At 57.5% G+C, this 22,768-nt stretch carries 25 protein-coding genes and 1 tRNA gene; 8 read left to right on the top strand and 18 right to left on the bottom strand.

What is annotated here, in order from left to right; genetic code table 11:
* Positions 1-360 precede the first annotated feature (360 nt).
* Complete coding sequence (locus KO498_RS06705; protein WP_252731305.1) at positions 361-1,104, bottom strand: DUF1013 domain-containing protein; 744 nt, start codon at positions 1,102-1,104, stop codon at positions 361-363.
* 142 nt (positions 1,105-1,246) lie between these two features.
* Between KO498_RS06705 and KO498_RS06700 the strand changes: the two genes are divergently transcribed.
* Positions 1,247-1,876 (top strand): ribonuclease T2 family protein, encoded by a 630-nt coding sequence (locus KO498_RS06700; RefSeq protein WP_215959100.1) that lies wholly within the window; start codon positions 1,247-1,249, stop codon positions 1,874-1,876.
* Here the strand turns inward: KO498_RS06700 and KO498_RS06695 are convergent.
* Both KO498_RS06695 and KO498_RS06690 read right to left on the bottom strand, forming a co-directional pair.
* The gene (locus KO498_RS06695) at positions 1,873-2,844 is read right to left on the bottom strand and encodes an NAD(P)H-quinone oxidoreductase (protein ID WP_215959099.1); all 972 of its coding nucleotides are present in this window, start codon (positions 2,842-2,844) and stop codon (positions 1,873-1,875) included. The genes KO498_RS06700 and KO498_RS06695 overlap by 4 nt on opposite strands.
* Before the next feature lie 12 nt (positions 2,845-2,856).
* Positions 2,857-3,519, bottom strand: a complete 663-nt coding sequence (locus KO498_RS06690; protein WP_215959098.1) for a COQ9 family protein — start codon at positions 3,517-3,519, stop codon at positions 2,857-2,859.
* Between the two features lie 105 nt (positions 3,520-3,624).
* Between KO498_RS06690 and rpsU the strand changes: the two genes are divergently transcribed.
* Entirely contained in the window at positions 3,625-3,831 is a 207-nt protein-coding gene (rpsU, locus tag KO498_RS06685; RefSeq protein ID WP_215959097.1) for a 30S ribosomal protein S21, read from the top strand.
* Between the two features lie 110 nt (positions 3,832-3,941).
* Here rpsU and KO498_RS06680 read toward each other — a convergent pair whose 3' ends face one another.
* Positions 3,942-4,844, bottom strand: coding sequence for a LysR family transcriptional regulator (locus tag KO498_RS06680; protein WP_215959096.1), 903 nt, complete (start codon positions 4,842-4,844; stop codon positions 3,942-3,944).
* 130 nt (positions 4,845-4,974) lie between these two features.
* Here KO498_RS06680 and KO498_RS06675 point away from each other — a divergent pair, with 130 nt between their 5' ends.
* The 3 genes from KO498_RS06675 (at position 4,975) to KO498_RS06665 (ending at position 6,158) form a co-directional block, all read left to right on the top strand.
* Positions 4,975-5,199 carry a DUF1127 domain-containing protein gene (locus tag KO498_RS06675; RefSeq protein WP_215959095.1) on the top strand — a complete coding sequence of 75 codons (225 nt, stop codon included), beginning with the start codon at positions 4,975-4,977 and terminating at the stop codon, positions 5,197-5,199.
* Positions 5,189-5,452, top strand: coding sequence for a DUF1127 domain-containing protein (locus KO498_RS18175; protein ID WP_252731304.1), 264 nt, complete (start codon positions 5,189-5,191; stop codon positions 5,450-5,452). Before KO498_RS06675 ends, KO498_RS18175 begins: the two co-directional genes overlap by 11 nt.
* Positions 5,453-5,600: 148 nt before the next feature.
* A complete protein-coding gene (locus KO498_RS06665) occupies positions 5,601-6,158 on the top strand; it encodes a GNAT family N-acetyltransferase (protein WP_215959094.1) in 558 nt (185 codons plus the stop codon).
* Between the two features lie 57 nt (positions 6,159-6,215).
* Here the strand turns inward: KO498_RS06665 and KO498_RS06660 are convergent, their stop codons facing one another.
* Positions 6,216-8,609 (bottom strand): GcvT family protein, encoded by a 2,394-nt coding sequence (locus tag KO498_RS06660; protein ID WP_215959428.1) that lies wholly within the window; start codon positions 8,607-8,609, stop codon positions 6,216-6,218.
* Positions 8,610-8,820: 211 nt separating this feature from the next.
* On the opposite strand from KO498_RS06660, the gene yghU reads away from it, so the two are divergent.
* Entirely contained in the window at positions 8,821-9,684 is an 864-nt protein-coding gene (gene yghU / locus KO498_RS06655; protein WP_215959093.1) for a glutathione-dependent disulfide-bond oxidoreductase, read from the top strand.
* Between the two features lie 9 nt (positions 9,685-9,693).
* On the opposite strand, the gene KO498_RS06650 is transcribed toward yghU, so the two are convergent.
* The 4 genes from KO498_RS06650 to KO498_RS06635 form a co-directional block, all read right to left on the bottom strand.
* A complete protein-coding gene (locus KO498_RS06650; RefSeq protein ID WP_215959092.1) occupies positions 9,694-10,260 on the bottom strand; it encodes a flavodoxin family protein in 567 nt (188 codons plus the stop codon).
* 93 nt (positions 10,261-10,353) lie between these two features.
* Positions 10,354-11,934 (bottom strand): GMC family oxidoreductase, encoded by a 1,581-nt coding sequence (locus KO498_RS06645; RefSeq protein WP_215959091.1) that lies wholly within the window; start codon positions 11,932-11,934, stop codon positions 10,354-10,356.
* 75 nt (positions 11,935-12,009) lie between these two features.
* Positions 12,010-12,612 carry a Hint domain-containing protein gene (locus KO498_RS06640; protein WP_215959090.1) on the bottom strand — a complete coding sequence of 201 codons (603 nt, stop codon included), beginning with the start codon at positions 12,610-12,612 and terminating at the stop codon, positions 12,010-12,012.
* Between the two features lie 90 nt (positions 12,613-12,702).
* A complete protein-coding gene (locus KO498_RS06635; protein ID WP_215959089.1) occupies positions 12,703-13,161 on the bottom strand; it encodes an Lrp/AsnC family transcriptional regulator in 459 nt (152 codons plus the stop codon).
* Positions 13,162-13,304: 143 nt separating this feature from the next.
* Here KO498_RS06635 and ald point away from each other — a divergent pair, with 143 nt between their 5' ends.
* The gene (gene ald, locus KO498_RS06630) at positions 13,305-14,420 is read left to right on the top strand and encodes an alanine dehydrogenase (protein ID WP_215959088.1); all 1,116 of its coding nucleotides are present in this window, start codon (positions 13,305-13,307) and stop codon (positions 14,418-14,420) included.
* A gap of 63 nt (positions 14,421-14,483) precedes the next feature.
* Here ald and KO498_RS06625 read toward each other — a convergent pair.
* The 6 genes from KO498_RS06625 to KO498_RS06600 all read right to left on the bottom strand — a co-directional run bounded on the left by KO498_RS06625 (position 14,484) and on the right by KO498_RS06600 (position 17,909).
* Positions 14,484-14,560: transfer RNA gene (locus tag KO498_RS06625), tRNA-Met, on the bottom strand.
* A gap of 82 nt (positions 14,561-14,642) precedes the next feature.
* The gene (locus tag KO498_RS06620; RefSeq protein ID WP_215959087.1) at positions 14,643-15,101 is read right to left on the bottom strand and encodes an SH3 domain-containing protein; all 459 of its coding nucleotides are present in this window, start codon (positions 15,099-15,101) and stop codon (positions 14,643-14,645) included.
* A gap of 107 nt (positions 15,102-15,208) precedes the next feature.
* Positions 15,209-15,640: a large conductance mechanosensitive channel protein MscL gene (gene mscL, locus KO498_RS06615; RefSeq protein ID WP_215959086.1), complete on the bottom strand. Its 432-nt coding sequence runs from the start codon at positions 15,638-15,640 to the stop codon at positions 15,209-15,211.
* 129 nt (positions 15,641-15,769) lie between these two features.
* The gene (locus KO498_RS06610; RefSeq protein WP_215959085.1) at positions 15,770-16,771 is read right to left on the bottom strand and encodes an SDR family NAD(P)-dependent oxidoreductase; all 1,002 of its coding nucleotides are present in this window, start codon (positions 16,769-16,771) and stop codon (positions 15,770-15,772) included.
* Between the two features lie 10 nt (positions 16,772-16,781).
* Positions 16,782-17,228, bottom strand: coding sequence for a YtoQ family protein (locus tag KO498_RS06605; protein ID WP_215959084.1), 447 nt, complete (start codon positions 17,226-17,228; stop codon positions 16,782-16,784).
* A 51-nt stretch (positions 17,229-17,279) separates the two neighbouring features.
* Positions 17,280-17,909: a class I SAM-dependent methyltransferase gene (locus KO498_RS06600; RefSeq protein ID WP_215959083.1), complete on the bottom strand. Its 630-nt coding sequence runs from the start codon at positions 17,907-17,909 to the stop codon at positions 17,280-17,282.
* Between the two features lie 84 nt (positions 17,910-17,993).
* On the opposite strand from KO498_RS06600, the gene KO498_RS06595 reads away from it, so the two are divergent.
* On the top strand, positions 17,994-18,890 hold the full coding sequence (locus KO498_RS06595; RefSeq protein ID WP_252731303.1) for a LysR family transcriptional regulator: 897 nt from the start codon (positions 17,994-17,996) through the stop codon (positions 18,888-18,890).
* Position 18,891: 1 nt separating this feature from the next.
* On the opposite strand, the gene pheT is transcribed toward KO498_RS06595, so the two are convergent.
* From pheT to pheS, 3 genes are read right to left on the bottom strand one after another with little or no spacing between them, the layout of a single operon-like run.
* Complete coding sequence (gene pheT / locus KO498_RS06590; protein ID WP_215959081.1) at positions 18,892-21,291, bottom strand: phenylalanine--tRNA ligase subunit beta; 2,400 nt, start codon at positions 21,289-21,291, stop codon at positions 18,892-18,894.
* Positions 21,288-21,638, bottom strand: a complete 351-nt coding sequence (locus KO498_RS06585) for a hypothetical protein (protein WP_215959080.1) — start codon at positions 21,636-21,638, stop codon at positions 21,288-21,290. Before KO498_RS06585 ends, pheT begins: the two co-directional genes overlap by 4 nt.
* On the bottom strand, positions 21,635-22,708 hold the full coding sequence (gene pheS, locus KO498_RS06580; protein WP_215959079.1) for a phenylalanine--tRNA ligase subunit alpha: 1,074 nt from the start codon (positions 22,706-22,708) through the stop codon (positions 21,635-21,637). Before pheS ends, KO498_RS06585 begins: the two co-directional genes overlap by 4 nt.
* Positions 22,709-22,768: the final 60 nt, after the last annotated feature.

The following is a 22,768-nucleotide window of genomic DNA, read 5'->3' as shown; positions in this document are numbered from 1 at the left end:
AAATGAGGTTATGCGCGGTGAACGCGTCATCGGTTTGAGCAAATCGGGGCATCAATATGGTAAGTTGCAACGGAGTAAGCGCTTTGCGTTAAGCACGGGTTTGGTTTCGCAACTCTTGCAAAACTGGCTTCTATTAGGGCCAATTCGCGCACCACTCGCCTTTAGCGAGTTAAAATCAGGCGCGTGTTCGCTCTCCGGCTCCGCGCAATCGTGGCCAAAGCTGGGCCTGCTAAACTAGTCATGGGGAAAGTTGGGGGCGCATCTGCCGAAGTAGGGCAGATGCGCGAAAGTCTTACTTGTCGTCTTCGTCGTCAGGCAGATTGAAGAAGCTGTCAGCATCACGGCTATCGTCGTGTGTGACTATTTCTTTTCGTCTTCGTCGTCGTCTGGCAAGTTAAAGAAGCTGTCGGCATCGCCAAGTGGCTCTTCTTTCTCGTCGGCATCCGAACCGCCAAGCGAGAAAGTCTCAAGGCCTTCAATCGCTGTCGGGATCTTCGGCTCGGCATCCATGCCAAGGCTCTGTTCGATGCCAACCAGCTTGCGCCGCTCGTCGTCAGACATAACCTCACCGCTAGCCGCTTTCTTGGCGGCGGCTTTTTGCACCGCGGCGTCAAGCTCGCTTTGCTTACACAGTCCAAGCGCAACAGGGTCGATCGGGTCGATATTGGAAATATTCCAATGCGTGCGCTCGCGGATCGCCTGAATGGTCGGCTTGGTTGTGCCGACAAGCTTTGACACCTGCGCGTCGGTCAGCTCGGGGTGAAACTTCACCAGCCAAAGAATAGAAGCCGGACGGTCTTGTCGTTTTGACAGCGGCGTATAGCGCGGCCCGCGACGTTTTTCTTCACCAACAGCCGAGGCGTAAAACTTCAGCTTAAGTTTGTGCATCGGGTTGTCTTGCGCAGCATTGATCTCTTCCTGCGTCAACTGGTTGTTGGCGATCGGGTCAAAGCCCTTCACACCGGTCGCCACATCACCGTCAGCGATGCCTTGCACTTCAAGCTCGTGCATGCCGACAAAGTCAGCGATTTGCTTGAAGTTGATCGTTGTGTTGTCGACCAGCCAGACGGCTGTGGCTTTGGCCATAATCGGTTTGTCAGACATGATATCCTCCATCAAAAAACATTGGCCCGCATACAACTGTCCTGCGCTCTTGAATTGAGCGAGCCTTTTGAGGGGCTCAGGTTACCGTTGTAGGGGAACTTGCCTGCTATATAATGCGCGATGATTGATAAGGAAAGAGTGAATGCGCATCGTTTTAGCAGGGGTTTTGGCGGTTTTGGCAGGGTTTGCCCTCGCCAAGGGCGAAAAATCGGGCCAGTTTGACTATTACGTCATGGCGCTGTCGTGGTCACCAAACTGGTGCGCTTTGGAAGGGGAAGCCAAAGGCTCGCCGCAATGCGACGAAGAACACGGCTGGGTGCTGCATGGACTCTGGCCGCAGTTTCACCGCGGCTGGCCGTCGTTTTGCGCAACCTCCGAGGCGCAACCCTCCCGCAGCATGACCCGTGATATGGCCGACATTATGGGCACATCAGGGCTGGCTTGGTATCAGTGGAAAAAGCACGGCGTCTGCTCGGGGCTTTCCGTTGCCGACTACTATGCGCTGTCGCGTGAAGCTTACAGAAAAGTCGTCCGCCCTCCAGTGTTTCGCAAACTCTCGAAAGCGATCACCCTGCCCGCGTCTGTCGTCGAAGAGGCGTTCCTAAAGGCCAACCCACAGTTCGAGGCCGATATGGTCACAGTGACCTGCAAGGCCGGCCACATTCAGGAGGTACGCGTGTGCCTGTCAAAAAACCTCTCACCCGTGCCCTGCGGCCGCGATGTGGTGCGCGACTGCACACTCAACAATGCGCGGTTTGAGCCGATCGACTAGGCAACCTTGAGGACAATCTTGCCGATATGCGTGCTGCCTTCCATGCGTGTATGCGCAGCAGCCGCGTCAGCGAGGGGGAATTCCTGATCCATCACAGGAGCCACAGTGCCGACAGCAAGCAGCGGCCAGACCTTTGCGCGCAACTCGTCGGCGATGCGGGCTTTGGCGAGGTCAGATTGCGGGCGCAGGGTACTGCCTGTCACAGTTAGGCGGCGCGCCATGATCTGGGCGAAGTTAAGTTCGGCTTTCGGGCCCGTGAGAAAAGCAATGTGAACCATCCGGCCATCGTCGGCCAAGGCGCGGATGTTGCGCGGGATGTAGTCACCGCCGACCATGTCGAGGATCAGGTTCGCACCGCCTTCGCTCTTCAGCACTTCAACGAAGTCTTCTTCGCGGTAGTTCATTACCCTGTCTGCACCAAGAGCGGTGCAAGCCGCGGCCTTCTCTGCGTTGCCAACGGTGGTAAACACCCGCGCGCCAAAGGCTTTGGCAAGCTGGATCGCCGTTGTGCCAATGCCCGATGAACCGCCATGCACCAAAAAGCGCTCACCCGCTTGCAAGCCGCCGCGCATGAACACGTTTGTCCAAACGGTGAAAAATGTCTCGGGCAGGCAGGCAGCCTGTTTGAGGCTCAGCCCCTCAGGCACGGGCAGCGCATGTGCGGCAGGCGTTGTAACGTATTCGGCATAGCCACCACCCGGCAGCAGGGCGCAGACTTGGTCGCCGACTTTCCACTGTGTGACACCCGCGCCGAGGGCTGCGACTTCTCCGCTGGCTTCCAACCCCGGCAAGTCGCTCGCGCCTTTGGGCGGGGCATATGCGCCTGCACGCTGCAAGGCATCTGGGCGGTTCACACCAGCATAGGCAACCTTGATCAGGATCTCGCCATGCGCGGGTTTTGGCACCTCGCGTTCGGCCAGTTGCAACACATCGGGCGCACCCGCTTTGGTGATTTCGATAACTCGCATGTCTTTGCTTTCTTATTTGTTCATATGACCGGGCATGTCAGCACGGCTTTGAGGCGCGCGCACTGCCTCTGTGAATTTGTCGAGCAACCCACCGAGCAGCTTGCTTTTGCGAATGCCCGCCTTGGCTTGTTCAATCTGCATGACGTTCTCGATCCGGCGATCAAGAAATGCCCACGTGGCCTCATGGCCTTCACTGGTGTCACCGAGCCAGAACAACAGCGTCGATGAGTAAACCCCCGAAAGCGTCGCGCGTTTTGTATACCAGTTGAGGTCTTGCGAGGTGTCGTCCAGCGCTTCCCAGATCATCCCGCAGGTGTTCCAGACAAGCCGCGCACCGTCAGGCGCATAGTGAGGCAGCGCAAACAGCGTCATACCACGGCGGACGAGCTCCTTGTCTTCAACCGCCTCTAGCCGGTAGCGCACTGCCAAAGCCACGCGCTCGCGAAACTTGAGCTCGCTCAAATCAGCCTGCGAAAGTCGCTCGAGCATACGTGCATCGCCGCGCTCGTGATAGGCCACCGCCAAGTCAGCCGCGCCACGCGGACACAACCCACGGGCCAAGGCAGGCTCAACCCCAGAATCAGCCAAAGCCGCGTCAAAACTCGCCTCGCTCCAGCCGTCAAAGGGCACATGCAGCAAGGCCGCATCAAGAAGTTTGTCTTTTATATCAGCCATCAGAGCCTCCATTGCGCTCATACTAGACAAAACCGCAGGGGTTTGCTATACGCCAGCTTCCTGCAAATCCTTGCAACTTCAAACTAGAAAGGTGGTGAAAACCACATGCAGGTTAGTGTTCGTGAAAACAACGTAGATCAGGCGCTTCGTGCCCTGAAGAAAAAGCTACAGCGTGAAGGTGTTTTTCGTGAGATGAAACTTCGTCAAGCATTCGAAAAGCCCTCAGAGAAAAAAGCACGCGAGAAAGCTGAAGCTATCCGCCGTCAGCGCAAGCTGGCACGCAAAAAAGCCCAGCGCGAAGGTATGATGTAAGTCATCCCCTCAACTCAGAGCTTCTCTGACACACACAAAGAATAGGCCCCCGGAGTGCAAACTTCGGGGGTTTTTTCGTGAGCAGAACCGCGCAAATGAACTGGCGCTTGCTAGTGTGTAACCGCAGCTTCGCGGAACTCTTTCACCAGAAAATCAATGAACGCGCGCGTTTTCGGGGCCAGATTGCGCTTGTCAGCAAACATGACAGCAATGTCCGTGCTTGGCGGGGCATATTCCGGCAGAACCGGAACCAGCTCTCCTGTTCGAAACTTCTGATCAGCCATATATCGCGGCAACCGCGCGATGCCTATGCCCGCAAGCGCGGCGCGGTAGATCACATCAGTGCTGTTGCCCTCAAAGTTTCCCTGCACATCAAAGGCCTTGCGCACGTCGCCTTCAGTAAAGCTCCAGGAGTTCCGCGTTCCGTTACCTGCAATTCGCAGGCAGTTGTGCTGCGCGAGCTCGGCAAAACTGGCAGGGCTGCCGTGTTTCTCAAGATAGCTCGGTGACGCACATAAAACACGGCCACTTCTCATAATACGGCGGATAACGATGTCAGGGCTCTTGTGCTGCTCGGCAAAGCAGATGACGGCATCAAACCCTTCACTTTGCAAATCGACAGTCCTGTCTGTCAGGTCTAACGACACCTGAACTTCGGGGTAGGCCTCCAAAAACTTGGGGATGGCCGGAACCAACTGTGATTTCCCGAAAGCAACACTCGAAGCGACTCGCAGCTTGCCGCGAGGAACCCCGTCAAAGTTTGCAATCAAGGCTTCAGCTTCTTTGAACTTCTCGGCCATCTCCTTGCATTTCTCATAGAACTCCTGGCCTTCTCCGGTCGGAGATACGCCGGTTCTGGTTCGGTTTAGCAGTCGGTAATGCACCTGATCCTCCAGCAAACCGATCTGCTTGCTCACCGCAGAAGGTGTCTGCCCCATTGAGCGCGCCGCCGCCGAAAAGCTCCCCTGCTCGACAACTGTCGCAAAGATCAACATCTGGGCCGATATATCCACCTTAACCACCTACCTGTTCCAAATCGGAACGGCTCCTGTTCCAAATTGCTAAATTGTGAGCGCTATCGAATTCTTCTATTTCTGCATTGCAGCACAAATGTTGCATCGCAGCAATAGACAGGAGGCCATCATGGCGACGACACAGGTAAATGGCAGGCTAGAGCACAGAATAGATGCCGGACGCTCACTTTTTAGCCATATACAGGGCCAACTACGCAAGGCACTGGCAAGGCGCAAATCCTATGTCAGCACTTGCAACGGGCTCGGAGCACTGTCTGATCGCAGTCTGAAAGACCTCGGCATTCCGCGTTGCAGCATTAAAAACTTAGCCAAGGAGGCAGCAGATGACTCTTAGTTCACAGGTTAGCGCCCCACACCGCCGAATCCATGAGGATTCTCCCTTTCAGAGCGCACTTCGTCACTTTTCCTTCCTTTCAAGGTTCGGGCGCGCCACGAAAGCCAAACTCCACACCGGGTTCATGGTTTTTCAAACCGCCCGAATGATGTCGGTACTTTCGAGCATGAGCGACTATCAACTCAAGCAGATCGGCATTTCCCGCTCCGACATCCCGAACTACGCAGAAGTTCTGGTCGCAGGCGAACAGTAACAAACGAAAAGTGCTGTCCCTCGCTCCTCCCAGAGTAAGGCAGCACGAGCAGCGGCGAAAATTCAACAAGGAACGCCAATGCATAGGGCCAGCATCTTCACCTCCTCCCGAAGATGCTGGCCTCGGTTTTCAGCCAAACAGGTGCTGTATGACGAACCACAAGAGACGCGCGACAGATCTCACAATTCGCCGGCTTCACGCCAATGATAAATCCATCATTTGCGATCACCTGCAAAGGCTCGACGCCCCGTCGCGCAGAGCACGGTTCTGCGGAGCGATCAGCGATGGCGGGGTCTCCAGATACGTTCAAAGCATCAACTGTAGCGACAGCATCGTTTGCGGCGCCTTCGTCAACGGGGAGTTGCGCGGTATTGCCGAGCTTCACGAAACCTCCCCAAACTGCGCGACAAAAACCGAAGCGGCCTTTTCGGTTGAGGCCGACTGGCAAAACATCGGAATAGGAGACGCCCTGTTCGAGCGTGTGGTTGCAATGGCGCGGAACAGAAGCGTCCGCACGATCCAGATCGTATGCCTTAAAGAAAACCTGCGCATGAAACACCTCGCCGCAAAACGCGAGGCCCGCTTCCTTCGCAATCATGAAGTGGTCGAAGCCACGCTTCACCCACGGCGGCCAACGCCAATGTCATTGGCCCAAGAAATTATCAGAGAAATGTCGGGCGTCCTCCACCGCATGCACGCGCAGTAGTGCCTTGGAGCACATACCGCTGAAGCCAAGCATCAGTTCAGGTGCCCCCGCGCGCCCCTAACGGCTGCCCTCATACACCCGCGGGTTGATCACACTTGCCTTCACAGCCGCACCGAGAACCTCAACAAAAAGCTCTTGCCCTTCACTTTCCAATCCAAGCTCGACAAACGCCATGGCGATGTTCTTGCCCGTTCGATGCCCCCAGTCGCCCGACGACACCGTGCCGACAACGCGGCCTTCGTGCAAAACAGACGCGCCGCCATGCGCAGGAGCATGATCGCAATCAACCTCCAAAGTCACCAGTTTCACTTTCGGCTCATGCTTGGCCAAGGCCTCTTTGCCGGTAAAGTCTTTCTCCATCTTCACGAATGGCGCGAGCGCTGTCTCATAGGGGCTAAACTCGGTAAGCAACTCGGCCTTCCAATGCATAAAGCCCATCTCAAGGCGCATGCTTTCAACAGCGCGCGAACCAAACAACCGCAGGCCATGGGCCTCGCCCGCTTCACGAAGTGCTTTATAGGCGGCGTGCAAGCCAGAGTTCGGCACATGAATCTCATAGGCAAGCTCGCCCGAGAAGCTCACCCGCATAACAACTACAGGCACATGCCCAACATGCGCCTCGCGCAGCGCCAGCCATTTGAACGCCTCGTTGCTCCAGTCGCCCCGCGCAGCGCCTGACAGCACATCCCGCGAGTTTGGCCCCGCGATAACCAGGATGGTCATGTCGTTGGTCAGTGACCTAATCTGCACATCTTCATCGGCCTCGATATGCTGCGTCAGCCAGTCCATATCGTGAAACTCACTCGCCGCCGCCGAGCCATACCAGATGCGCCCTCCGCTCAGGTTCGCAACCGTCGCCTCGGCCTTGATCATGCCCTGATGGTTGAGTAAATAGCTCAGCCCGACACGCCCCTCATTGCGCTGCAAGCGGCCGCAAGTCATGCGATCAAGGAAGTCGTGCGCCCCCGATCCGGTGATCTCGAACCGGTTAAAGCCGCTCACTTCGGTGATGCCGGCACCGCTCTGCACGGCGCGCACCTCGTCGCCGATGGTGTCAAACGCGTTGGTAAAGCGAAAGCTGTGATCTTCCTCAAAGTCAGGCGCCGGCTTGACATACTCCAAACGCTCCCAGCCGTTGACCGTGCCAAAATGCCCGCCCTCGGCTTCCAGAACTGCCGTCAAAGGCGTGGTCTTCATCGGCCGACCGGCAGGCCTGTGTTCATGGGGGAAGTGAAAGCGGAACTCGTTTTGGTAATCCTCAATCGCCTTCAGCGCCGTCAGCTCAACACTCGCGTGCCCCGTAAAGCGCCGCGGATCAATGCACCAGGTGTCATATACTGCCTCGCCATGCGCGATCATCTGCGCCAGCAGCCAGCCATGCCCGCCGCCTTCCCCAAGCCCGGCCCGCAGGCCCGTAATGCAAAACGCATTGCGCTTGCCCGGGATCGGCCCAACCAGCGGCGCGCCGTCAATCGTGTATGTAATCGGCCCGTTCACAATCGTATGAATCCCAACTTCCCCAATCGCCGGCATCCTTGCCATCGCGCCTTCAAAGGTCTCGATAACGCGCTCCGGGTCATCAGGGCTGAGAGAATTGCTGAAGTTCGGATCAATCCCGTCCATGCCCCATGTTTTGCAGCCCTGCTCATAGAACCCGATCAGCAAACCGTTCTTTTCCTGCCGCGAGTAATAGTCAGAAATCGGGCAGCGAATAAGCGGCATGCGGTGCCCCGCATCCTCGATCGCCTTGATAGGCTCGGTCAGAAAATACTGATGCTCCATGCTGGCAACAGGCAGGCTCACGCCCATCATCGCGCCGATCTCGTTGCAACGGTAGCCGCCCGCATTGACCACGATCTCGGCATCAATGTCGCCCTGCTCGGTGTGCACAATCCAACTGTGGTCTGGCCGCTGCGTCAGCCCCGTCACCGGCCTGTGGCGCAGCACTTTTGCCCCCGCCTTTCGCGCCCTCCGCGCCAAAGCTTGGCAAAGCTGCGCCGGGTCAATATCACCATCAAGCGGATCCCACAAACCGCCAAGCAGCCCGTCCGTCACCAAAAGCGGATGCCGTCGCGCGCATTCTTCAGCATCAATCACCTCAAACTCGACACCCATGCCCTTGGCCATCGAAGCAAAATGCCGGTAGCCCTCCATCTGCTCTTGAGTGTTGGCAAGGCGAATGCCCCCATCAGCATGGTGGTAGTTGATCGGATAATCCGCGTCCTCCGACAGCTCCTTATAGAGCGCAATCGAATGCGACTTGAGGCCAACCATCGTCTGGTTCATGCCAAAGTTCGTCACCTGCGCCGCCGAGTGCCACGTCGTGCCGCTGGTCAGCTCGTCGCGTTCGATCAGAACCGCATCAGTGATGCCTTCCTGCGTGAGGTGATACAGCGTCGAACACCCCGCAATCCCACCGCCAATAACCACAACTTTCGCACTGCTCACCATGTTGCTCTCCATTTTTGTTCTCATGATGAAGTCGCAGAATTGCGAGGCTGACAAGCCGCCTTTTTGCGTTTTTTCACTCTCGAATTCGAGTTTCAGGTTTCCCGAAAACCGCAGCCCCGCGCCAGCGCACATCACGTTTGCGTTTTTGCCCCTGTCATTCGCCGTGGTTTTCATTACCTTCACCAATGAAACACCAAACAGGACAGTTAACATGAGCGATACATACACCCCCCCCAAAGTCTGGACATGGGATCAAGAAAGCGGCGGCCGCTTTGCCTCGATCAACCGCCCCATCGCAGGCGCCATCAGCGACAAAGAGCTGCCGGTCGGCAAGCACCCGCTGCAACTCTACTCGCTGGCAACGCCCAATGGCGTCAAAGTCACCGTTCTCTTGGAAGAGCTGCTCGCCGCTGGCCACACTGGTGCAGAATATGACGCATGGCTGATCAACATCGGCGATGGCGACCAGTTCGGCTCGGGCTTCGTTGAGATCAACCCAAACTCCAAAATTCCGGCGCTGATGGATCACTCCGAAACGCCGCCACGCCGGATGTTTGAAAGCGGCAGCATCCTGTTGCAACTGGCCGAAAAGTTCGGCGCCTTCATCCCGACAGACGCGGCCGCGCGCGGCGAATGCCTCAACTGGTTGTTCTGGCAAATGGGCTCAGCGCCCTACCTCGGCGGCGGCTTCGGGCACTTCTACGCCTATGCGCCTGAAAAATACGAATACCCGATCAATCGCTTCGCCATGGAAGTCAAACGCCAGCTCGACGTGCTCGACCGCCGCCTTGCCAACAACACCTACCTCTCGGGCGAAGACTACACCATCGCCGACATGGCCAACTGGGCGTGGTATGGTCAGCTGGTGCTTGGACGCCTCTATGAGGCCGCCGAGTTCCTTGACGTCGCCAGCTACAAAAACGTCACCCGCTGGGCCGAAGCAATAGACGCGCGCCCTGCCGTCAGCCGTGGCCGCATGGTCAACCGCGCCTTTGGCGAGCTTTCCAGCCAACTACGCGAGCGCCACGACGCTTCTGATTTCGAGACGAAAACCCAAGATAAACTGGAAAGCTAAACTGGAAAGCTAAACTGCGCCGCGCTTCCAACGCGCGGTTGCCTCATAGATACGTCCAGCAAAGCGGCGAGCGGTGATCACATCGCTCGCCCTTATCATTTGCGCCTTATCGTGCACCGATGTCGCGCCCATCCCAAGGCAAAACCCGTCCTCATTGATGCCAACCTTCTCAGGCTCAACAGGCGCACCAATGTCATCAAGCCCAACCCAGATCATCCCGTGTTGCGCCGCAAACACCGCCATCTGCATCAGCGAGTTAAGCTTGTCGCCGCTCGGATACGTGGCAACAGTCATCCCTGCCGCGATTTTGCCTTGCCAGCCGTCGGCACTGCCCCAAATATCACTGCTCGCATCCATGAACGCCTTATAAGGCGCCGAGACACTGCCCATATAGGTCGGCGCGGCGAACACATGTGCATCCGCGCCCCGCATAGCATCCCAGTCAGCCTCCTTGAAATTTTCGACATTGGCGACATGCACCACAGCACCCAGCTCAACCAGCGCTTCGGAGAACACCTCAACCAAACGCCGCGTGTGGCCGCTTCCGCTATGATAGCTCACGACGATCTCGACCATAGGCACTCCCTTACTCTTTTTCTTGGTTAAAACATCCCGGGGGTCTGGGGGCAGCGCCCCCAGCCGGTCGCCTGCACAAGCAGGCGAAACACCTCATCCACGCACCATCATATCGGCAATTTTCTCAGCGATCATGATCGTCGGTGAGTTGGTGTTGCCGCTGATAATCTTCGGCATAACGCTGGCATCCACAACCCTTAGGTTGCCAACTGCCTTCATCCGGCACGCCCCGTCCAGCGGCGCGTCCGGCTCTTGCCCCATCCGCACCGTGCACGTCGGGTGAAAGATCGTCGTGCCGATATCCCCTGCCGCCTGAACAAGCTCGCCGTCGCTGTCCACCCCCGCGCCGGGCAACATCTCTTCCGGCTGATACTTCGTCATCGCGTCCGCCGCCATCAACTCGCGCACCTGCCGGATCGCCGCAACTGCAACCGCGCGGTCGCCCTCGGTGCTCAGGTAGTTCGGCGCAATTTTCGGCGCATCCTTCGGGTCAGCGCTGGCAATGTGCACCGTTCCAACGCTCTCGGGCCGCAAGTTGCACACGCTGGTCGTCATCGCATCAAACGGGTGCAAATCCTCGCCAAACGCACCAAGCGACAAGGGCTGCACATGATACTCCAGATCAGGGGTCTCAAGGTCAGGCCGGCTCTTGGTAAACGCACCAAGCTGGCTCGGTGCCATGCTCATCGGCCCGCTGCGTTTCAGCAGATACTCCAGCCCGATCTTGGCCTTGCCCCACATCGACCCGGCCAATGTATTCAGCGTCGTCGCATTCTTGAGCTTGAAGATCGTCCTGAGTTGCAGATGGTCTTGAAGGTTCGCGCCGACACCTTGCAGGTCTTGCTGCACCTCAACGCCATGCTCTGCCAAAAGCCCCGCCGGCCCAAGGCCGGAAAGCTGTAATATCTGCGGGCTGCCAACTGCCCCCGCACTGAGCACCACTTCACCGCCACAGCGCGCGGTCGTCACGTCATTTCCGTGTTCGTATTCGACACCAACCGCGCGCCCGCCTTCCAGCACCAACCGCCGCACATGCGCGCCTGTGACTGTCTCTATCATGCCCTTGGGTGCACCGCGCAAGAACGCTTTGGCCGTGTTGATCCGCCAGCCGCCGCGCTGGTTGACCTTAAAGTAGCCGACACCTTCGTTGGTGCCGCGGTTAAAATCATCAACCTCCGGCAAGCCCCAAGCAACAGCCCCATCACGCCAGTCATCCAGCAAGTCCCAATGCAGCCGCTGCTCTTCTACCCGCCAAGGCCCGCCTTCGCCGTGCAACTCATCCGCGCCGTCATGGTAATCTTCCGATTTCTTGAAGTAAGGCAGCACATCGTCCCAGCCCCAGCCAGTGAGGCCCATCTGCCGCCAGCCGTCATAGTCCGCCGCCTGCCCGCGAAGATAAAGCATGCCGTTGATCGAGGAACACCCGCCGAGCACCTTACCGCGCGGATACAAAAGCGAACGCCCGTTCAGCCCCGCCTCCTGCTCGGTGCGAAAGCACCAATCTGTGCGCGGGTTTCCGATGCAATAGAGATAGCCCATCGGGATATGCACCCAGTGGTAATTGTCACGCCCGCCTGCCTCAAGCAACAACACTTTGCGCCCCGCATCCGCCAGCCTGCGCGCCATAACACAGCCTGCACTGCCCGCGCCAATAACGATGTGATCAAATGCCATTGGGTTACTCCTTTAGAAAGGCAACGTAACCTCCCGTACAGGTGGAGCAAGCCTAAAGCGTTTGCGCTGCGATCTCTAACAGCAGCCCAGCGTCAGCGCCTCGGTGTAACTGAGCACTGGCCGCACCGCGCGGTAATCCGGCAACGAGGTCTGCAAGCGCGGCTCGACAATGTCGAACATGCCTTCTGAAGGAAGCAAGCTTTCACAACTCGCGCCCTCAGCAAACACCAGCGTGTGTTGCCTTAGCAAAATGTGCACGTAACTTACCCGCTCGCAGGGCGCGAAGCATACCCCCCGCCCATCGACCAGCGCTTTTGCAGGCACCAACACCTCGCTATGGCCAAACAACAGCTCGGCCTGTGGCGAGACCACAAGCACCCTATGCTGCGGTGCGAGCCTGAGCGGCGCAAAATTTCCGATGGTTCCGGGGGTAAACAACACCGGCGCATCGCTTCCCTTGCCGCAAACCTCTCGTTGCCCTGCCCAAAGCACAGGTTCTGCACCGCCGTCATATGTCAGAACATTGTCGCCCCGCCAAAGCTCGCAAACCGGCACCTCGCCCATCGCAGTCGCTATCCTTGTGCTCGCCTCAAAACTCAAACACAGAGTCTGCCCCACTACAGCATTGCCGCTTACTGGCAAAAACTCTGATGTCTCGCGAATGAAAGGTTGCGTCATTGGGCTGCTCCAAACTCGATCAGAGCTTAACCCCACGGCAATAACAAAGCTGAACCCCCCGCCCGCCTTCTTCCGACAACTTAGCTAAAATCAGACAGGCAGTGCCGTTGTCTTGAAGACCGTGCGCAATGCAAAGCTTGATTGCATCTGTAGCACCCCAGGCAAACGCGCTAGATACTGTCGGTGAATACGGGCAAAATCTTCGGTGTTCTCGGCAACCACTTTCAGCAAATAGTCCGCCGTGCCAGCCATCAAATGACACTCCAGAACATCAGGTATCCGCGAGACAGCTTTCTCGAAAGCATCCAATACCTCATCGGCTTGCCCCGAAAGCGTGATCTCGACGAAGACTGTGCTCGGCACGCTCATCTTACGGGCATCCAGCAGCGCCACATAGTCACGAATGTAGCCGTCTTTCTCCAGCCGCTGCACCCGCCTGTGGCACGCACTCGGGCTCAGGTTAACGGCCTCGCTCAACTCCGCATTTGACATCCGGCCTTTTCGTTGAAGGGCGCGTAAAATTCTTCGATCTATCTCATCCAATGACATTTGCGCACATCTCTCCCGCAATTGATCTTTATGTTAGAAGATTCTTCGATAAAGTCCATTCTTCACGCCAAAGATTCACACACCTTTGCGTTGATGTTAGGACATCCTACACCGATCATATCAAGGCTAAGGGAGAGAAAGCCATGAAGATCGGATGCCCGACAGAGATTAAGCCACAAGAGTATCGAGTGGGTGTAACGCCGAACGCCGCAGGCGAAGCCGTCGCCCGCGGCCATAGTGTTATCATCCAGAAAGGCGCAGGCCTTGGTGCTGGTTTCACTGACGAAGACTATACCGCAGCAGGCGCGACGATCATCGACACCGCAGAAGAGATTTTTGCGACTGCCGACATGATCGTGAAGGTCAAAGAGCCGCAGGCCGTCGAGCGCAAAATGCTGCGCGAGGGTCAGCTCTTGTTCACCTACCTGCACCTCGCCCCCGACCCCGCCCAAACGCAAGACCTGCTCGCATCTGGCTGCACCGCCATCGCCTACGAAACCGTCACCGACAGCCGCGGCGGCTTGCCGTTGCTCGCGCCAATGTCGGAAGTTGCTGGTCGCCTCGCGCCACAATCCGGCGCATGGGCCTTGCAGAAAGCCAACGGCGGCAGCGGTGTTCTCATGGGCGGCGTTCCCGGAGTGCGCCCTGCGAACGTTGCAATCATCGGCGGTGGTGTCGTTGGCACAGCCGCTGCGCGCGTTGCCGTGGGCATGGGCGCCAACGTCACGGTGCTTGACCGCTCGGTGCCGCGTTTGAGCTACCTTGATGACGTCTTTATGGGCCGTCTCACCACGCAGTACTCCGACAAGGGCGCCGTGCAGGAGCTGCTTTCGACAACGGACATGGTGATCGGCGCAGTTCTCGTCCCCGGAGCCGCAGCACCACAACTCGTCACCCGCGAGCAACTCGGCTCGATGAAGCCCGGCTCGGTGCTTGTCGATGTCGCAATCGACCAAGGCGGCTGCTTTGAAACCTCAAAGGCCACCACCCACCAAGACCCGATCTATGATGTCGATGGCATCATCCATTACTGCGTGGCCAACATGCCCGGAGCCGTGGCGCGCACCTCGACGATCGCCCTCGGCAACGCGACGATGCCATTCATGCTGGCCCTCGCCGACAAGGGCTGGAAGCAAGCCTGCGCCGACGATCCACACTTGCTCAACGGTCTCAACGTCCACGCTGGCAAGCTGACATACTACGCCGTCGGCGAAGCACTCGGCCTTGACGTGCTGTCACCGCAGCTGGCGATCAAGTAATCGCAAACCCCCGAAACACAAAAAAGCCCTGAGCAAACCTCAGGGCTTTTTTAATAGTGCTTGTGGTAGCGTGAGGTGGACTTGAACCACCGACCCCAGCATTATGAGTGCTGTGCTCTAACCAGCTGAGCTATCACGCCATTCACAACCAGTGAGGGCGAATTATCTGCGTGGCGCGGCGGAGTCAAATACAAAACTCACCGTGTCGCAAGCAAATCCCGTTTATTGCAAATATTTCGCCGATGCCCAGCCTGTCGCTCCGCTTTGGTGGCGCACACGCGCCCAGCTTCCCTTGCGCTCAAGGATGCGCACGGTCTGGCCGTTATACATCTCGCGGACAATCGCAAAGCTGGTGCCCGGCCCTGTGCGCAGGTTCAGATACCCGTCACCGGGCGAGCTGACTGTGCGTTTGTTTGTAGAGGCAACAACCTTACGAAAATGTTTAATGTAGGCCCAGCCATCTGCCCCGCTCTGGTGGCGCACGCGCAGCCAGTTTCCCGAGCGCTCAAGGGTATCAACCGTCGTGCCGTGTCCCATCCGCCTAACGATAGAAAACTCGCTGCCCGGCCCTGTGCGCAGGTTCAAGAAACCGTCACCGGGCGAATAAACTCGCAGTTTTTCAGCCTGCGCAACTGCGGCAAGCCCGACGAACATAAGTGCAGTGAAGAATGATCTGAACATAAATACCTCTTTGGCGTGTTTGATAATGCTCCAAACCCTAGCCCCAGAAACCAAAAAGGCCCACCCCGTAGGGCAGGCCTTTCTTTTTGTTCAAGCAAGCGTGCTTGTTACTTCTTGGCAAGCGCGTCGCGGATCTCGGCGAGAAGGTCGAGCTCGGTTGGGCCCGCTGGCGCTTCTTCGGCTGCTTCTTCTTCCTTGGCGGCTGCGTCTTTGGCTTTGTTCACGTAGCGAACCAGCATGAACACCACAAAGGCGATGATCAGGAAGTTGATGATTGCCATGATGAAGCTACCGTAAGCAAACACGGCTGCGCCGCCTTCACGAGCGGCTTCAAGCGTTGCACCTTCAGCAACTGTGCCTGACAGCACGGCGTACATATTGGTAAAGTCAACGCCACCCATCGCAAGGCCGATGATCGGGTTGATCAAATCAGCAACCAGCGATCCTACAATCGCAGTAAACGCCGCGCCGATAATGATACCAACGGCCATGTCCATGACATTGCCCTTGGCGATGAAGTCTTTGAATTCGTTAAGCATGTTGTTGTCCCTCGTTATGTAACTGCTGCTTTTTTGTAGGTGCTTTATACATCAAGCCCCTAATATGCTAACAGATAAACAACATTTAGCACAAACCTTTAACGGGAATTTTGGCGCTGCATTCCCCCGCTATACGCCGTAATATCCGCGATACCAGTCAACGAATGCCTGCACGCCCTTCTCAAGGCTGGTTTGGTGCTCTTGCGGGCCTAGCAAGGCATCAACCAATGTTGTGTCGGCCCATGTCGCAGGCACATCACCAGCTTGCATAGGGAGCAGGTTCTGCTTGGCTTTGCGCCCTGCCGCGGTTTCGATCGCAGCAATAAAATCGGCCAGTTCAACAGGCTTACCACGGCCGATGTTCACAACCCGCCAAGGCGCAACCGGCGACAGGCTGTCATGCTCTGCAGGCTTGCCTGTTTCAGGCTGATGCGCCGCCAAAGCAACCAACCGGTCAACCAGGTCCTCAACATACGTAAAGTCGCGCTTCATGTTGCCGTGGTTGTAAACGTCGATCGGCGTGCCTTCCAAAATCGCTTTGGTGAACTTGTAGGGCGCCATATCAGGCCGCCCCCACGGGCCATAAACGGTGAAAAACCGAAAGCACGTGGTCGGGATGTTATAGAGATGCGCATAAGAATGCGACATCGCTTCACAGGCCTTCTTTGTCGCCGCATAGAACGACATCTGGTGGTCAGTGCGCATGGCTTCAACATAAGGGTAGACATCATTCGCCCCGTAAGCTGACGAGGTTGATGCAATCATCAAGTGCTTCACAGGGTGCGCCCGTGCGGCCTCCAACAGCTCAAAAGTGCCGCGAATGTTGCTGTCCAGGTAAGCCCGCGGTTGCTCTATCGAGAAGCGCACACCGGCCTGCGCCGCGAGGTGAACAACCAGATCGACGCCGCGCGACAGGATGTTGGCCAAAACGCCCTCATCCTCAACCCGCGCCTGCACAAACTCGAAGCGCTCGTCTGCCGCCAACAACTTGAGCCGCGCCTGCTTGAGTGCCACATCATAATAGTCGCTCATCGCGTCAAGCCCGACAACGTCGTAGCCCTCAGCCAGCAAACGCTTGCTTGTGAAGTAGCCGATAAACCCAGCGGCTCCGGTGACTAAGGCTGTTGGCATGTTGGCTCCATTAGCTCGGCAACTCACCCTGCAAAACATAACGCAAAACCTGCGCTACTTGTGCAGGTTCTCGCGCCACGGCAAGCGCCGCTGCGTCAACTTCTTTCAAAGCGTGGTCGTGCTCGGCCTGCTGCAAAATGATCAAGCTCTTGCCAAGCGCGCTCGCATACCCCGCGTCAAATGCCGCGTTCCACTGCTTGTATTTCTCGCCAAACCGAACCACCACAACGTCAGCTGCGGCAATCGCCCGACGTGTGCGAATGGCGTTCACTTTCGCACCCTTGTTGTCGTGCCAGAACTTGTCAGCCTCCGCTCCCAAGATCGCAACACCGCAGTCGTCAGAAGCAGCGTGGTCTGTCACCGGCGCTGAAAACTCGACATCGAGCCCCTCACAAGCCGCGACAATCTGCTCGCGCCAGTCCGTGTGTATTTCACCCGAAAGATAAACCTTCAGCATCGTGCCCTCCTCTATGCGTCGCACGTTACCTACCACAGTCATCCCGCGCGTCTAGCTTCGCCGCGCAACGATATAGCGAGAGATCGACGGGAAACTGCCTGATTCCACAATCTCGAAACCGGCCTCCAGAATCATCCGGTCAATATCGGCGATCTTGAACATCGACACGGGCCTAGGGGCTTTGCCCAAAAGTTGCATCACAGGCAGTGCCGCCATTATGGGAAAGCGCTTCCAGCCAAAGGCCTTGTCGGCCAAACACGGCGTTTTACTGACAAACAACCCGCCCTCCGGCAGCATTTCGTAAATGTCAGCAAACAAAGCTTGCGGGTTTGGCACGAGGTGAAACAAGTTGAAGCCCGCGACAACATCAAACGGCTCTCGCAGCGCCACAGCGTCTTCGATTCCAAGCACCCTGAAGTCTGCATTGCTTTTCTCTTGCGGCTTACTCCGCGCAATCTCGATCATCCCCTGAGCGATGTCAGTGCCAACAACCTGCTTCACGCCCGGTGCGAGCAAGAGCGCAGTCGAGCCCGTGCCGCAGCCAAGCTCCAGCACCCGATCTGTAGGCTTTAAGTAACTTCGCGTGCGCTCCAACGTATACTCATACGCCTCCATATCGCTGATTTTGCTTTGCGCGTATTTCGGCGCGACTTTATCCCAGAATGTTGCTGCATCGACCATGATCAATCTCCTTTGCGTGCACCCTATTTGTGTATGGCAAAAAGTGGAATTGACGAAATTCGTTGCTTGCTTATACAAATATGCATGAAAAACCCACCAAACTCACCTGATTGGGGCTTGCTCCACGCTTTTCTAGCGACAGCCGAAACAGGCTCTTTCTCTGCGGCTGCGCGCCGGCTTGGTCTTACGCAACCAACGCTCAGCCGCCAAGTCGCCGCACTTGAAGAGCAGCTCGGCTTGCTTCTGTTTGAGCGCCACGGCAAACGCCTCTCGATAACAGAAGCTGGTGAGGAACTTTGCGCGCATACCCGCGTTATGGGCGAGGCTGCCGAGCGTGTCGCGCTGACTGCCAGCGGCCAACGCTCTGACCTATCAGGTCATATCCGCATCACCGCGAGCGATATCGTCTCAGCGCATCTCATGCCCTCGGTCATCGCAACAGTTCGCAAGGTCGCCCCCCTGATCAGCGTTGAGATCATTGCCTCAAACGACATCTCCAATCTGATGACACGAGAGGCCGATATCGCCGTGCGCCATGTGCGCCCCGAGCAGCCCGAACTTGTCGCAAGACTGATCTGTGAGGCAAAGGGCTACTTCTACGCCTCCACAGAAATGCTTGATCGTACCGGCAGGCCGCAATCCGTCAATGACCTCACCAAGCTCGACTGGCTCGCGCTCGGCAACATCGATCAGATGGTTGACTACATGGCTGGCATGGGTGTGCCGCTCAGCCCCGAGCATTTTCGTGCTTCATCAGAAAACGGGACGGTCACCTGGGAGATGACCAAAGCTGGCCTCGGTGTCAGCCCGATGGATGCCAGCGTCGCGAAAACAACGCCGCAAGTCGAAGCGCTCCTCCCGTCAGTCCTTGAAGTGACCTTCCCCTACTGGCTGGTTAGTCACCGCGAGATACACACCAGCCCGAGGATCAGGCTGGTGTATGATATTCTGGCCGAGGCAATCTCAGCTGATCAAGCCTGACTTAGCTGCGTAGCTCGCCGCCGGTGGCCTTGCTCACCTTCTCGACAATCTTGGCTGAAACCGCCTCGATGTCTTCGTCCTTGAGCGTCGCGCCGACGGGTTGCAAACGCACCGTGATCGCGAGTGACTTCTTGCCCTCACCAAGCGAGCCGCCGATGAATTCGTCAAACACCCGCACATCGTCGATCAGCGCCTTGTCAGCTCCCGCCGCGGCGTTCACCAGCGTCAGCGCTTCTACATCTGTGCCAACAACAAAGGCAAAGTCGCGCTCGACAGCTTGCAAATCACTCGCTTTAAGCGCTGGCTGCGTGGTGTTCTTTTTGCGCGCTGCTGGCACTTCTTCTGGCCAGATCGTAAAGGCAACAGCCGGCCCCTTCACGCCCATCTCCTTGAGCACTTTCGGGTGTAACTCGCCAAAGATGCCAAGCACCTTCTTCGGCCCAAGGCAAATGCGCCCGTGCCGACCAGGGTGAAACCAAACCGGCCCGTCGCGCAGCACTTGCACACGTGTCGGCGCGCCGATGGCAGCCAGCACAGCCTCGGCATCAGCCTTGGCGTCAAACAGGTCAACGTTGCGGCTCTCGCCCAGCACATCTTTCGGGCCGGTCTTGCCAACCAACAAACCACTGACTTGCAACGCCTGCTCACCCGGCTCACCGCCGCTGAAAACTGGCCCAACCTCAAACAATGCGAGGTCAGCAAAGCCACGCGCTTGGTTGCGCGCCGCTGCCTGTAGCAAGCCAACCAGCAAGTCAGGCCGCATATGGCTCATTTCCGAGCTAATAGGGTTTGCCAGCATCGTCGCGTCATTTCCGCCGCCAAACAGCGCCGCGCTCTTTTGGTCAACGAACGAGTAAGTCACGCATTCGTTGTAGCCCAAGCTCGCCGCCATGCGCCGCGCCGCTTGCTCGCGCTTTTGTAGCGGCAGCAAAATCGCCTTCGGCACACCGTCTTGAACACGCTTCAGCGGTTTGCCAACCAGCTTGGTCAACGAGGCAATCCGCGCCACTTCCTCAACCAAGTCGGCCTCGCCCTGCACGTCAGGCCGCCAGCTCGGAACCTGCGCCATATTGCCCTCAAGCACAAAGCCCAGCGCCGTAAGCGTGCGCCGTTGCTCGGCTTCAGGAATGTCCATGCCAACAAGGCTCTGCACCCGCGCCGCATCAAGCTTATAAGCGCGGCTCACGTCCGGAACTTCCCCCGCGACAACCACTTCAGAGGCCTCGCCCCCGCACAGCTCCAAAATCATCGCAGTCGCATCTTCCATCGCCTGCATGTTGTAAGCAGGGTCAATCCCGCGCTCGTTGCGGTAGCGTGCATCCGAGTTGATCTTGAGCGCACGCCCCGTCATCGCGATCTGGATATGATCCCAGTAAGCCGCCTCAAGGAACACATCAGTCGTGGCCTCGGTGCAGCCTGTCTCCAGCCCGCCCATGATACCGGCAATGCTCTCGACACCCTTGTCATCCGAGATCACAACTTGCCCGTCAGAGAGGGTGTATTCCTTCTCATCCAAGCCCACGATCTTGTCGCCAGCTTTCGCGCGGTGCACCCGCAAATCGCCCTGCACCTTACCCGCGTCAAACACGTGCAGCGGGCGGTTTCTGTCGTAGGTGAAGAAGTTCGTCACATCGACCAACTTCGAGATCGGGCGCAAGCCAATCGCCTTCAAGCGCTGCTGGAGCCACTCGGGGCTCGGCCCGTTGCTCACCCCTTTGATCAACCGCCCAGCGAAAACAAAACACCCGTCCTCGCGTGTGTCTTCGTCAATCGTCACTTTGATCGGCGAGGCAAAGCTGCCCTCAATCGTCGGCGTTTCAACAGGCTTGAGCGTGCCCAAACCACGCGCCGCCAAGTCAAGCGCAATGCCGCGAATGCCCAGCGCATCAGGGCGGTTCGGGGTAATCGCGATCTCGATCACCGGATCAACCTTCTCAGGTGCGTTCACCGCCAGCCAGTCAACAAACTTGTCACCGATCTCACCACTGGGCAGCTCGATAATCCCGTCATGCTCGTCCGACAACTCAAGCTCGCGCTCAGACGCCATCATCCCGTGGCTCTCAACACCGCGGATTTTGCCAACGCTCAAAGTCGTATCAATCCCCGGCACATAGTCGCCCGGTTTGCACAGCACAATGGTGATCCCCGTGCGCGCATTCGGCGCCCCACAAACGATCTGCTTGCTGCCTTCATCGGTCTGCACAGTGCAAACGCGCAAACGGTCAGCATCAGGGTGCTGCTCGGCGTGGGTGACTTTGCCAAGGGTAAAGCTCTTAAGACGGTCGGCGGGGTTAACCACCTCCTCAACCTCAAGCCCAAGGTCAGTGAGCGTCTCGCAAATCTCGTCAACGCTGGCTTGCGTATCGAGATGGGTTTTCAGCCAAGAGAGTGTGAATTTCATTTGGCGTTTCTCCAAAAATAGATGCGCTCAATAGCCCAATCGAAAGCAGCAACAACTCGCTTCCAAAACAGCGCGCCAAGTCCAACAACGATAAGCAAAGGCCAGATGAGCCAGACAAGCGTCCCCGCAATGAAGGTTCCTGAAATGTAACCAGCGGAGCCAGTCAAAATCATAGCACCTGAACTGTGAGCGACTGCCGATATCCCGAAAACTTGTCCCAGAATTGTCATAGCACCTGCGGAACCTAGGCTTACGCCCGCTACTTTTTCTCTAGACCAAAGCTTCTCTTGCGGCTTCCATTTGAAGCCTGCTTTCTTAGCCAAGAAATTAAACAAAGCCGTTTTCACCGCGACAACCCCCCATGCAACGTCGGCACATCAAGGCTTGCAAACCCGTAATGGCGCAGCCAGCGCAGGTCTGAGTCAAAGAAGGCGCGCAGGTCGGGGATGCCGTATTTCAACATAGCAATCCGGTCGATGCCCATGCCGAAGGCGAAGCCTTGCCACTGGTCAGGGTCGATCCCGCCAGCTTGCAGCACCTTAGGGTGCACCATGCCCGAGCCAAGAACTTCCATCCAGCCGTCGCCCTCGCCGATGCGCAGCTGCCCGTCGACCCACGAGCACTGGATATCAACTTCAGCGCCCGGTTCGGTGAACGGGAAGTGCGACGAGCGGAACCGCGTCTTGATGCCTTCAACTTCAAAGAAGGCCGAGAAGAACTCTTCCAGCACCCACTTGAGGTTGGCCATCGAGATGTCTTTATCAATCGCCAGCCCCTCGACTTGGTGGAACATCGGCGTGTGCGTCTGGTCATAGTCAGCACGGTAAACACCACCGGGGCAGATGATGCGCAGCGGCGCGCCTTCGGCTTCCATCGTGCGGATCTGCACGGGGCTGGTGTGTGTGCGCAGCACATGCGGCGGGCGGTTGTCGCCCTCGTCGCGGTGCATGTAAAATGTGTCCATCTCGGCGCGCGCAGGGTGATGTGACGGAATGTTCAAAGCGTCGAAATTATACCAGTCAGTATCAATCCGCGGCCCTTCAGCCACGCCAAAGCCCATGTCGGCAAAGATCGCCGTGACTTCCTCTGTCACCTGCGAAATCGGATGCACAGTGCCCTGCCCGCGCAAACGGCTTGGCAAGGTCACATCAAGCCACTCTCCGCGCAGACGCTCATCAAGCGCCGCATCTTCGAGGCCGGCTTTCTTGGCGCCTAGGGCCGAGTTGATCTCGTCTTTGAGCGCATTCAGCTTTGGCCCGGCAACCTGCCGCTCTTCCGGTGTCATCTTGCCAAGCTCGCGCATCTGCAAGCTGACTTCACCCTTTTTGCCGACAGCCTGCACGCGCAAGTCTTCCAGCGTGGCTTCGTCCGTCGCAGCCGCGATCGCAGCGATATATTTGTCTCTCAGATCGTCCATGTCATTCACCCATTTGGCGTTCCAAATCGGGTTACCCTGCTGGCAGTGTTTTCGCAAGCC

Source organism: Lentibacter algarum (assembly GCF_018860975.1).
GTDB classification, from domain to species: domain Bacteria; phylum Pseudomonadota; class Alphaproteobacteria; order Rhodobacterales; family Rhodobacteraceae; genus Lentibacter; species Lentibacter algarum_A.
Note: the sequence above shows the minus strand (reverse complement) of the source record. Positions and strands in the feature narration are given on the sequence as shown.

Excerpts from the sequence above, each read along its gene's own strand:
- KO498_RS06610 (WP_215959085.1), bottom strand. The coding sequence starts at position 16,771 with ATGCCAACAGCCTTAGTCACCGGAGCCGCTGGGTTTATCGGCTACTTC.
- KO498_RS06640 (WP_215959090.1), bottom strand. The coding sequence starts at position 12,612 with ATGACGCAACCTTTCATTCGCGAGACATCAGAGTTTTTGCCAGTAAGC.
- KO498_RS06695 (WP_215959099.1), bottom strand. The coding sequence starts at position 2,844 with ATGCGAGTTATCGAAATCACCAAAGCGGGTGCGCCCGATGTGTTGCAA.
- KO498_RS06605 (WP_215959084.1), bottom strand. The coding sequence starts at position 17,228 with ATGCTGAAGGTTTATCTTTCGGGTGAAATACACACGGACTGGCGCGAG.
- KO498_RS06600 (WP_215959083.1), bottom strand. The coding sequence starts at position 17,909 with ATGGTCGATGCAGCAACATTCTGGGATAAAGTCGCGCCGAAATACGCG.
- KO498_RS06700 (WP_215959100.1), top strand. The coding sequence starts at position 1,247 with ATGCGCATCGTTTTAGCAGGGGTTTTGGCGGTTTTGGCAGGGTTTGCC.
- yghU (WP_215959093.1), top strand. The coding sequence starts at position 8,821 with ATGAGCGATACATACACCCCCCCCAAAGTCTGGACATGGGATCAAGAA.
- KO498_RS06660 (WP_215959428.1), bottom strand. The coding sequence starts at position 8,609 with ATGGTGAGCAGTGCGAAAGTTGTGGTTATTGGCGGTGGGATTGCGGGG.
- pheS (WP_215959079.1), bottom strand. The coding sequence starts at position 22,708 with ATGGACGATCTGAGAGACAAATATATCGCTGCGATCGCGGCTGCGACG.
- KO498_RS06645 (WP_215959091.1), bottom strand. The coding sequence starts at position 11,934 with ATGGCATTTGATCACATCGTTATTGGCGCGGGCAGTGCAGGCTGTGTT.
- mscL (WP_215959086.1), bottom strand. The coding sequence starts at position 15,640 with ATGCTTAACGAATTCAAAGACTTCATCGCCAAGGGCAATGTCATGGAC.
- KO498_RS06665 (WP_215959094.1), top strand. The coding sequence starts at position 5,601 with ATGACGAACCACAAGAGACGCGCGACAGATCTCACAATTCGCCGGCTT.
- KO498_RS06635 (WP_215959089.1), bottom strand. The coding sequence starts at position 13,161 with ATGTCATTGGATGAGATAGATCGAAGAATTTTACGCGCCCTTCAACGA.
- rpsU (WP_215959097.1), top strand. The coding sequence starts at position 3,625 with ATGCAGGTTAGTGTTCGTGAAAACAACGTAGATCAGGCGCTTCGTGCC.
- KO498_RS18175 (WP_252731304.1), top strand. The coding sequence starts at position 5,189 with ATGACTCTTAGTTCACAGGTTAGCGCCCCACACCGCCGAATCCATGAG.
- KO498_RS06650 (WP_215959092.1), bottom strand. The coding sequence starts at position 10,260 with ATGGTCGAGATCGTCGTGAGCTATCATAGCGGAAGCGGCCACACGCGG.
- KO498_RS06690 (WP_215959098.1), bottom strand. The coding sequence starts at position 3,519 with ATGGCTGATATAAAAGACAAACTTCTTGATGCGGCCTTGCTGCATGTG.
- pheT (WP_215959081.1), bottom strand. The coding sequence starts at position 21,291 with ATGAAATTCACACTCTCTTGGCTGAAAACCCATCTCGATACGCAAGCC.
- ald (WP_215959088.1), top strand. The coding sequence starts at position 13,305 with ATGAAGATCGGATGCCCGACAGAGATTAAGCCACAAGAGTATCGAGTG.
- KO498_RS06620 (WP_215959087.1), bottom strand. The coding sequence starts at position 15,101 with ATGTTCAGATCATTCTTCACTGCACTTATGTTCGTCGGGCTTGCCGCA.
- KO498_RS06705 (WP_252731305.1), bottom strand. The coding sequence starts at position 1,104 with ATGTCTGACAAACCGATTATGGCCAAAGCCACAGCCGTCTGGCTGGTC.
- KO498_RS06675 (WP_215959095.1), top strand. The coding sequence starts at position 4,975 with ATGGCGACGACACAGGTAAATGGCAGGCTAGAGCACAGAATAGATGCC.
- KO498_RS06595 (WP_252731303.1), top strand. The coding sequence starts at position 17,994 with ATGAAAAACCCACCAAACTCACCTGATTGGGGCTTGCTCCACGCTTTT.